The organism is Stenoxybacter acetivorans DSM 19021 (genome assembly GCF_000745895.1).
GTDB classification, from domain to species: domain Bacteria; phylum Pseudomonadota; class Gammaproteobacteria; order Burkholderiales; family Neisseriaceae; genus Stenoxybacter; species Stenoxybacter acetivorans.
On the sequence record NZ_KN050774.1, the window covers coordinates 8,205 to 17,836 of the forward strand.

A 9,632-nucleotide genomic window follows, 5' to 3' on the forward strand; every position below is an offset into this window, starting at 1 on the left:
CGGTCGGGTTCGAGGTGTTACCCGCCGGGTCGGTGTTGGTCACGCTGACGGTGCCGCTCGGTTGGTTCGGCGGCGAGTCGATGCTGTAATCACCGTTGCCGTCGGTGGTCGTGGTGGCACTGCTGCCGTCGGGAAAGGTAACGGTAATGCTGCTGTTCGGTTCACCTGTGCCGCTAACGGTGATGCCGCCGTCGCCGTTGCCGCTGTCGGTTATGGTTACGGTCGGCGGGTTCGGGGCGGTGGTGTCGGGTTTCGGTTCTGGGGGAGGCGGTTCGGGTGGTTTAGGTGGTTTGGGTTGGTTACCACTATTTTCCGATGTTGATGTTGTGCCGCCATCACTGTCTGATGCGACAAGACCGATAACGGCAGCTGCTCCCGCCGCCAAAACCAGTAATGCACCGGCATCGGGTGCGTGACTGTACAGCAACGGATCAATGCTGCTGATGTTATCCAATTCCCAGAAAACCAAGCAGTCCTGAGCGGCATCAATACGCACCCAAGTCAGCTGATGATGGGAGTCCTCCAACACCAAGCTGTTTTCACCGTCTTCTGAATAAGAAACATCGTTATTTTCATTCTTATCGTTCTTTTTATCCAAACATGCCTGATCAAAGAAATTATCAATGGTAATGACTTCACCATTTTTTAACACAACAATCAAGTTATCGCCGCTTTGTTTTATTTCGGCAACTTCATCAGGACTGATGCCTAATTTCACCACAGAATCATCTTTAGTTACAACAGCGGTATTTCCAGAAGTTTTACTCACATTACTTACTATTTCGTGTGTTTTTTTGGAAATAATTTCAATATTAATCATACATTAATCCCCTAGATATTGGGCTTGCAAATTGACTGATTGAATTGCTTGGAGAAACAGAAATATAACTTCCAGCCCTTAGGCTGACATAATTCAACATTTAGGAGCGGTTTTCACCCCTCCCAAACCACACACCACCCGAAACCTCGCTCTTCAGAGCGAGGTTTAACGTGTTTCCACCTTGAATAGCGAGGCTTTAAAAGACCAGTAAAGAAGAATGATTAAAAATTTAAAATATGGCGATGATTCCCATAAAGTTTTATAAAGTTTGGCTGCGGTTGATCATCCAATTGCGGATATTACTTGCGTCATTCACTCGCGTTGTGGTGGTGGGTGAATTGAGGAGAACAATAACCAGCGGTTGGTTTTGTACTGTCGCTTGCACCACCATAGATCTGCCTGATTCGCGGATATAGCCGGTTTTTTGCAGCACGATGTTCCACGCCCCTTCTCTGACTAAGGCATTGGAATTTTGATATTTTTGTAATCTGCCCGTACTGGTATAAATTTCACCGTGATTATCGGTGCTGAATTGGCGAATGATTGGATAGCGTGACGCAGCGCGCACCAGCAGCGACAAATCATACGCCGTGGAAACATTGCGCGGATCTAAACCGGTTGGTTCATAAAATTGAGATTGACTCATACCCAAACGGCGGGCTTTCTGGTTCATTGCAGACACAAATGCCGGCATACCGCCGGGATAAGTTCTGCCTAAAGCGTGAATAGCGCGGTTTTCACTGCTCATCAATGCCAAATGCAGCAACTCTCGCCGCGACAGCTCCGTGCCAATGGATAAACGGCTGCTCGTGCCTTTGAGGCGATCAATTTCGGCATCGGTGATGACAATCGATTCAGACATATCCAAACCGGCATCTAAAACCACCATAGCGGAAAGTAATTTGGAAATAGACGCAATCGGGCGCACTTGAGTGATGTTTTTTTGATACAGAATTTCACCGGTATTGCTGTTCATAATTAAGGCGGCTGTGGACATCAACAGCGGATCGGTAGTATCCATGCCTTGAAAATCTTGGGCTGAACGATTGTATTGCGCCAAAAAATCGCCAATGGCATCTTGTTCCGAAACCTGTATCTTTTGCTCCAGAAACTGCCCCAGCGCGTCCGAAGAATCCGCCATTGCCGACACAGAAAAAAACATCAATGAAATAGTCAGCGCACAGCGCAGCATGGTTTTCGGTTTTTTCATCAAGAACCGCATCTTCATATCCCTCAATCAACTCAGTGGTTTGTGGTTTATTGTTATCATACAAATATTTATTTTCGCATTTTGTACAAATATATTTAAATTGTAAAGAGAAAATACGGCAATCAACATTAAAATAACTTTAAATTACTTATTTTTCGCATCAACACAGTATAAAAACGGAACACATACGGCTTATATTGCTTATCTGTGAAACACCATGAAGCAAAAATCATTTAAAATTTCAAGTTCGCAACCTGATTTTATTGATGAGCAAGTACAACAGCAAACTGCTTGTATCTTTGTTGTTTTGTTCTACCACCCAAAATTCACCTTAATATTTAATGGAAAAAAACATGCCTGCCGTTTACGACAACAACAATATTTTTGCAAAAATTATTCGCGGTGATATTCCATGTCATAAAGTTTATGAAGACAGCAACACATTGGCGTTTATGGACGTGATGCCGCAAGCGCGCGGACACGTGCTGGTTGTACCCAAATGTGAAGCGGTTGAACTGAGCGACATGAGCGCGGCTGATTTACAAACGGTATTCAATACCGCGCAGAAAGTGATGCAAGCGCAGCGGCAAGTATTAAAGCGTGATGGCATTATTCAAATGCAATTAAACGGCAGCCAAGCAGGACAAAGCGTTTTTCATTATCATATTCACCTTATCCCTGCCCACATTCATGAATTGGGGCTGCACGAAGGCGAAGCCGCAAGTACTCAAGATTTGGCAGAACTGGCAGCGCAGCTGCGCAATGCCATCGCCGCATAAGGAAAACCATGACATCATCTATGATTATTTTGTTGCTGCTGGCTGTTTGTTTAGCCAACTGGCCATTTATCTCATCGCGCTGGTTTGGTGCTTTTCCACTGAAAAACAAACATTTTGTACACCAATTCACCGAATGGCTGGTTGCTTATTTATTGGTGGGCATCTTGGCTTATGTGCTGGAATCACGCGCCGGAGCAGCACAGCAGCAAGGAACAACTTTTTATGTGGTTACCATTATCATGTTCGCTGTTTTTGCCTTTCCCGCGTTCAGCTGGCGATATTTCTGGCACAACAAACACAAAGAATAATACGGCAGCAGCGATTGGGATAAATAACGATTTTACGTTACAGGCTGCCTGAAAAAATACCAATACATCAATTGGTTAACAATTAAATTCTTCCACCCCAAAAGCTGCTGAAAATGAATTGTCCCGCCGCGCTTGTCATGAAATCTGCCTTATCCAATATTTCAGCGAGAACACATCGCTTGCAGCACACTGCAAAATAACCGCCCGCACACCATTCACACAGAAACCACACACCATGCCGCAACTGGATTCAGCCTTTATCTGCCGCGTTTTGCAGCAACCGCTCAACCCAACCAACACAATCATCAACCGCGTAATCATCGACAGCCGCCAAGCGCAAGTCGGTGATTTATTTGTGGCGTTAAAAGGCGAACGTTTTGATGCCCATGATTTTGTGGACGAGGTCTTAGCCAAAGGTGCGGTATGTCTCACTGACCGTGCCGATTGCGTAGGCAAAGCAGGCTGCCTGAATGTGGCCAACACAGAGCAAGCACTCGGACAATTGGCAAACGCATGGCGGTGTGCGGTAAACCCCGAACTAATAGTATTCGGCATCACCGGATCTTCCGGCAAAACCACCGTCAAAGAAATGCTCGCCGCTGTTTTGCGGCAGCATGCAGGCAACGATGCCGTCTTGGCAACCGCAGGCAACTTCAACAACCACATCGGCTTGCCGCTCACCTTATTACAATTACAAGCACAGCATCGCTATGCCGTCATTGAAATGGGTATGAATCATTTTGGCGAGCTCGCTTATTTATCTTCGCTGGCAAAACCTGATTTTGCCTTGGTGAATAATGCACTGCGGGCGCATATTGGCTGCGGTTTTGACAACGTGGCAGACATCGCAAAAGCCAAAAGTGAAATTTATTCAGAGCTGCCTGAAAACGGTATCGGCTTTATTCCCTGCGGTGATGAACACGCTGAATACTTTCAGGCAGTCTTAACCAAACACCGTTATTACCGTTTCGGCATTGATTGCGGTGAAATACGTGCCGAAAATATCCGCTTGGCAGCAGATTCTGTGTCATTTGATTTGTTAAGCCAATCTGCAAAAACCACCGTACACATTCCCTGCCCCGGCAAACACACCATTCACAACGCCCTTGCCGCCGCCGCATTGGCACTGGCGGCAAATGTTCCGCACCAAACCATTGCCGATGCTTTGGCTCATTTTGCCAATATCAAAGGACGCTTGCAGTTTAAACGCAGTGTCAAAGGCGCGTTATTGATTGACGACACCTACAACGCCAATCCCGATTCCATGAAAGCCGCCATTGATGTATTGGCAAAACAAACCGCGCCGCGTGTATTGATTATGGGGGCAATGGCAGAATTGGGCGAAAATGCACCCGCCATGCACGCCGAAGTGGGCGTTTATGCCAAACAATGCGGCATCGAACACGCCCTGTTTTTCGGTGAACACGCCGACACCGCCGCCCAAAGCTACGGCTCGCCGCACACATTTTTTACCGATAAAGCCGATTTAATTGCCGCTGCAAAAGCACTGAATTCAGAAAATAAATCTTTTTTAATCAAAGGTTCACGCTCAATGAAAATGGAAGAAGTGGTTGCGGCATTGGTTTAATCGGTTTTATTTTCAGTGCAATAAATTAAACCCACCGCTTATCCTTTACAGGCTGCCTGAAAATAAAAAATGCCGAACGGCAATTCAAAATGTTTATCACGGCGGATTTAATATTTCAGTAACACAGCAAAGCGGCGCGGGCATGGATGCGCCGAATATTCCCCATTACTGCCCGCCGCCGAATTTATTTTCAACCCATACCCTGACCGCATACCTGAATTATTTTGTATGAATAACTTATTTGTTTCTTTTTCCTCACGCCTTTTTTTCGGCACATTAATTGCCGCTTGTCTGCCTATGGCGGTATTGGATCCGATTTTGGGGTTTTATCAAGGAAAAGAAGCGTTTACAGTCAGTATTTTATTGTCGGGCACAGCGCATTTTTTCAATGCCAAATCGCTGTATGTATTAAGCAATTACCCAGGCAGAACCTACTCTATTGTTACCCTGCCGCATACTTTTTTCTGGTATTTCGGCAGCTGGATGACCGCAAAATTTTTCAATTTACCCTATTCCGTGTGGTTTTTGTTTTTGGGCGGCTGCACCTCTTTGGCACTGTGTTTAGCCGGTATTGTTTATCGCAATCCCAACAAACAAATTTACGCTTATCTGCCATTTGGATACGCCAAACATGCAGAACACTTACCAAACGCCGTTTGGATAAGACTGACCGAACCGAAACTCATACAAAACAACATTACCGCCATTGTGGCTGATTTGCACGACCCCAATTTAGACGCGCAATGGCAGCATTTTTTGGCACAGCAAACACTGAACGGCATGCCTGTTTATCATATTCGCCGCGTAGAAGAAGTATTGACAGGGCGCGTAAAAATTCGCCATTTATATGAAAACGAACTGGGTTCTTTGCTGCCCTCGCCCACTTATGCACTGATTAAGCGTATTTTAGATATGGTATTGGTGGTGTTTTCACTGCCGATTGCCCTGCCGATTATGCTGATTGCCGCACTGGCAATCAAATATGAAGGCGGCGGCAAAGTACTGTTTATACAAAACCGCGTGGGACAAGGCGGCAAAGAATTCCGTTTGTATAAATTGCGCAGCATGGCAGTAGATTCCGAGCAAAACGGCGCAAAACTTGCCGCACCAAACGACACCCGCATCACCCGCGTTGGGCAATTTATCCGCAAAACACGCATTGATGAATTGCCGCAATTTTTTAATGTATTTAAAGGCAACATGAGTCTGATTGGCCCACGCCCCGAACAACAGGCCTTGGTAACCGAATTTGAACAGAGATTGCCGTTTTACAGCTATCGGCATATTGTTAAACCCGGCATTTCCGGCTGGGCGCAGGTAACACAAGGCTACGCCGGCGATGAAAATGAAACCCAAATCAAAATTGAACACGATTTTTACTACATCAAACACTTTTCATTCTCATTGGATTTATTAATATTTTTCAAAACATTGAAAACCATTTTCACGGGCTTCGGCGCACGCTGATTTTCAGGCAGCCGCTTCAAAACCAAAAAATTAACAAAATACCGACAAAATATTAGCAAACAAAACAAAAGACTGTGCTATATTTTCACTAACCGTTACTATAAAATATGTAATTTCATGTAAAAGTATTCATCATGTTATTTAATTCATTTAAGAAAAACTTCATCGCAGCCTCAATTTGTTCCGCTTTCTTGCTGTCTGCCTGCGGCAGCGGCGGCAGCGGATCGGGTATCCCGGGCACACCTGATGTCAATCCGCCGGAGACAACACCGACGCCGCCAATCACCCCGCCGGTAATTACACCCGTACCGACACCAACACCGAATCCGGAGCCGGAACCAACACCCGAACCACCGCCAATACCTGAACCGCCGCCAGCACCAGAGCCAACGCCTGATGACACCAAAGTACCAATTAGCACCGTTACTTCGATTAAAAAACCGCTTTACACACCGCCAGCCGACGGTAAAACCTATTTACAACGTTCAGAAGCAGATAAATCCACGGCAAAAGGCAAAGGAGCAACCATTATTGTTGCGGATTCAGGCATCAATAAAAATCACCGATTATTAAAAAATATCAATATTGCCAATGAAAAAAAAGATGAAACCTATACATGGCGACCCATGTCTGACGACGATGGTGATTCAAACGGACATGGCACACACATGACCATTGTGATGACGAATAACGCACCTGAAGCACGTTTTGAATCCACCCCTTTCGGAAGTAATAACTGGGTAATTACTAATAGATTTAATGATTATCTGAATGATGACAAAAACTATAACGGAAATTATGCAACCGTTATTAATAATTCATGGGGAAGCTCAGAGTATAGTCAAATCAATGCAAGCGACCTAAATTCTTTAACACGGGCAGAAATCAAAGAAGTATTGGACAGTATATTTAGCGCAAAGGAAAGACAGGCTGTTAAAAACATAATTGACAACGGTTCTCTCTATGTTGCAGCGGCTGGCAATGACGGCGAAAAAGGCGCAAATCGCCCTGTTCTTTCCTCTTTATTGCCAATAGCAGACACAAGTTTAGAAAAAGGTTTTCTCACCGTAACCGCTGTTGAGAAAAATTTGATTGCTTATTTTGCCAATCCTTGCGGTGGCATTGCCAAAAGCTTTTGTCTGGCTGCACCCGGAGTTTTCACGATTGATAAAGTAACCGTAAGAGGCACTTCTCATGCCACAGCCTATGTTTCGGGTGTCGCCGCAGCGGTGAAATCACGTTACGACTGGATGAAAAACAAAGAGCTGAAAGATGTTTTGCTGACCACAGCCACCGATCTCGGTGCAAAAGGTGTTGATGATATTTATGGGCAAGGCTTAGTCAATCCTGAAAAAGCCCGAAAAGGCTATGGCCGTTTCGATACCGCCACTGAATTAAACGTAAACGGCAGCAAAGATGTTTACTATTTTGATAATGATATTTCAGGCAGCGGCAGTGTCATTAAAAAAGGTGCTGATGCCTTGGTATTAAACGGCAATAACACCTTCAGCGGCACCAATCAAATTCATGCAGGCACTTTGGTTTTGAATGGCAAAAACCAAGCCGCCAGCAATATTTTGGCAGATGGTGAATTAAGCGTGGGTGATAATGCTGCCGGTATTTCTTCAGGCAGCATCAACAACAAAGGCTTACTCAGTGCCGAAACCAAACAAAACTTCACCATTAACGGCACGCTGATTTCCACAGGCACAATCAACAAAGCCATTGGTTCAAAAATCATTGTCAGCGGCAACGCTACACTGGATAAATCCACGTTTAATATCAGCAAAACAGCACAAGGCTATGTAACCCAACAAGGCAAAACAGAAGTTTTGCTCACCGCAAAATCACTCAGCAGCGATGGCATCGTCATCAATGCACCCGAAGCAATAAGCAGTTTAATAGAAAGCAATGCCACCGTTGATGACACTTCTATTTCAGTAACCATGAAACGTCAATCGGCTGCCACCGCCGCCGCTCTTTCTTCTGCATTTATGGGCAAAACCGAATCGGCTGCCGCTTTGGACGCAGTATTCAGCCAATACGATAAAAAATTGGAAAATGGTCAGCAATTAACCGCCAATCAAGCCGCTTTTGCCAACCATGTGCTATACACTGAAAACCTGAATAAAACGCTTTTCCAATACAGCCCCGCTACCCTGAAAAATGCACAGGAAAACTTATCAGTAACAGAAGCCAAGCAAAATGCACAATTTATTGCCGATGCGCAGCAACACCAAGACAGCATCTGGATTAACTATCAGCACGACCAAGCGCGGCTGAAACTGAATGGTTTAAGCGGCAAATGGCGAGACAACGGCTTTACATTGGGCGGCGCAAAAACACTTAGCGGCAAGCAAACGCTGGCGGCAGCCGTGTCGTCGAAACAAGGCAATTGGCAGGAAGAATTAGACGACGCAGCCCAATCATTGGACACCAGCGGCGTGGGCTTGGATTTAGCGTATATTTATTCGTTGGACAGCGGCTATCGCCTATATGGTCAAATCGGCTACAACTGGCTGAAAAACAAAAACGGCTACAGCAAAGAAAATGCACGCCAATACTCTGCCGGCATAGGTGTTAATAAAGATTTTATGCTGAACGAGCAATGGACATTAACGCCCAACCTTGCCGTGCAATACCTCAACACCAAACAAAACCATTTTGCCTTATTCGATAACGGTATTGCCATTAATGACTTCAGCACCAAACACACCGTGCTATTGTTGGGTTTAGCCGCACGTTATGCCTATAACAGCCGTTTGGCGTTTTTCGGCAGCCTGAATTTGGAACAAGATTTAAATAAAACCAGCCGCTTTCGCATGGATTTTGCAGGAGTTGATCTAAAAAGCAGCAGCAAAGCCATTGGCAAAACCCGCGCTGATGTCGGCTTGGGTGTGCGCTATGGCTTTACCGATAAACTCAATATGAGCGTTGCCGCCAATCACAGCCAAGGCAAACATTGGCGCGATAATCGGGTGAATGTGAAACTGGCTTATCGGTTTTAATATTTGCCAAATGTTATTCAGGTAGCCTATTTTAGGCTGCCTGAAAGACAATCCATCGGTTCTTTTCTCACACCGATGAGGAAAATTAAACAACCAACAAGCTGGCAGAAAAAAATGAGAAATATATCTGTACTACTATTTTTTCAGAGAGAAAAGCCATAACCTACTCTTTTTCATCTCCGTTTTTACCGCACAGGGCTTGATTGTTTCGGATTACCGCGTAGTGAAAAAGAAAGCAGTTTGGCTGAACAAAAAGGCTGCCTGAAACTTTCAGGCAGCCTTTTATTGATAGATGCTTATTGGGGCTTATTGGATTATCCGCACCTACGCCACCCAATGCGCATTTGCCAGCAGCTGCTGCATTTCCAGCGTTTTATCGGCAAACTGCCACGTTTCGATTTGGTAATTTGGATTGCTGAATGAATTCTGCACCGTTAATTTATCACCGGTTT

General features: G+C 45.1%; 9 protein-coding genes. 6 read left to right on the top strand and 3 right to left on the bottom strand.

Going from position 1 to position 9,632, the window contains the following annotated elements:
- Both Q384_RS12310 and Q384_RS12315 read right to left on the bottom strand, forming a co-directional pair.
- A partial coding sequence (locus tag Q384_RS12310; protein WP_245608561.1) for a BapA/Bap/LapF family prefix-like domain-containing protein occupies positions 1-769 on the bottom strand: 769 nt, incomplete at its 3' end.
- Positions 770-1,079: 310 nt separating this feature from the next.
- The gene (locus tag Q384_RS12315) at positions 1,080-2,030 is read right to left on the bottom strand and encodes a D-alanyl-D-alanine carboxypeptidase family protein (RefSeq protein ID WP_211251120.1); all 951 of its coding nucleotides are present in this window, start codon (positions 2,028-2,030) and stop codon (positions 1,080-1,082) included.
- 353 nt (positions 2,031-2,383) lie between these two features.
- Here Q384_RS12315 and Q384_RS12320 point away from each other — a divergent pair, with 353 nt between their 5' ends.
- From Q384_RS12320 to Q384_RS12345, 6 genes are all read left to right on the top strand, one after another.
- Positions 2,384-2,809 (top strand): HIT family protein, encoded by a 426-nt coding sequence (locus Q384_RS12320; RefSeq protein ID WP_037588693.1) that lies wholly within the window; start codon positions 2,384-2,386, stop codon positions 2,807-2,809.
- Between the two features lie 8 nt (positions 2,810-2,817).
- Entirely contained in the window at positions 2,818-3,117 is a 300-nt protein-coding gene (locus Q384_RS12325; RefSeq protein ID WP_037588694.1) for a DUF2818 family protein, read from the top strand.
- 235 nt (positions 3,118-3,352) lie between these two features.
- Positions 3,353-4,705: a UDP-N-acetylmuramoyl-tripeptide--D-alanyl-D-alanine ligase gene (locus Q384_RS12330; RefSeq protein WP_037588695.1), complete on the top strand. Its 1,353-nt coding sequence runs from the start codon at positions 3,353-3,355 to the stop codon at positions 4,703-4,705.
- Positions 4,689-4,937 (top strand): hypothetical protein, encoded by a 249-nt coding sequence (locus Q384_RS12335; RefSeq protein ID WP_037588696.1) that lies wholly within the window; start codon positions 4,689-4,691, stop codon positions 4,935-4,937. Before Q384_RS12330 ends, Q384_RS12335 begins: the two co-directional genes overlap by 17 nt.
- Complete coding sequence (locus Q384_RS12340) at positions 4,934-6,172, top strand: exopolysaccharide biosynthesis polyprenyl glycosylphosphotransferase (protein ID WP_051941046.1); 1,239 nt, start codon at positions 4,934-4,936, stop codon at positions 6,170-6,172. Before Q384_RS12335 ends, Q384_RS12340 begins: the two co-directional genes overlap by 4 nt.
- Positions 6,173-6,306: 134 nt before the next feature.
- Positions 6,307-9,180 carry a S8 family serine peptidase gene (locus Q384_RS12345; protein WP_037588698.1) on the top strand — a complete coding sequence of 958 codons (2,874 nt, stop codon included), beginning with the start codon at positions 6,307-6,309 and terminating at the stop codon, positions 9,178-9,180.
- 324 nt (positions 9,181-9,504) lie between these two features.
- Here Q384_RS12345 and Q384_RS14565 read toward each other — a convergent pair.
- The coding region (locus Q384_RS14565) for a calcium-binding protein (RefSeq protein WP_156956506.1) at positions 9,505-9,632 on the bottom strand (128 nt) is incomplete at its 5' end.

What these genes read in the sequence shown, in the direction of transcription:
- Q384_RS12315 (WP_211251120.1), bottom strand. Translation starts at nt 2,030, where the DNA reads ATGAAAAAACCGAAAACCATGCTGCGCTGTGCGCTGACTATTTCATTG.
- Q384_RS12320 (WP_037588693.1), top strand. Translation starts at nt 2,384, where the DNA reads ATGCCTGCCGTTTACGACAACAACAATATTTTTGCAAAAATTATTCGC.
- Q384_RS12325 (WP_037588694.1), top strand. Translation starts at nt 2,818, where the DNA reads ATGACATCATCTATGATTATTTTGTTGCTGCTGGCTGTTTGTTTAGCC.
- Q384_RS12330 (WP_037588695.1), top strand. Translation starts at nt 3,353, where the DNA reads ATGCCGCAACTGGATTCAGCCTTTATCTGCCGCGTTTTGCAGCAACCG.
- Q384_RS12340 (WP_051941046.1), top strand. Translation starts at nt 4,934, where the DNA reads ATGAATAACTTATTTGTTTCTTTTTCCTCACGCCTTTTTTTCGGCACA.
- Q384_RS12345 (WP_037588698.1), top strand. Translation starts at nt 6,307, where the DNA reads ATGTTATTTAATTCATTTAAGAAAAACTTCATCGCAGCCTCAATTTGT.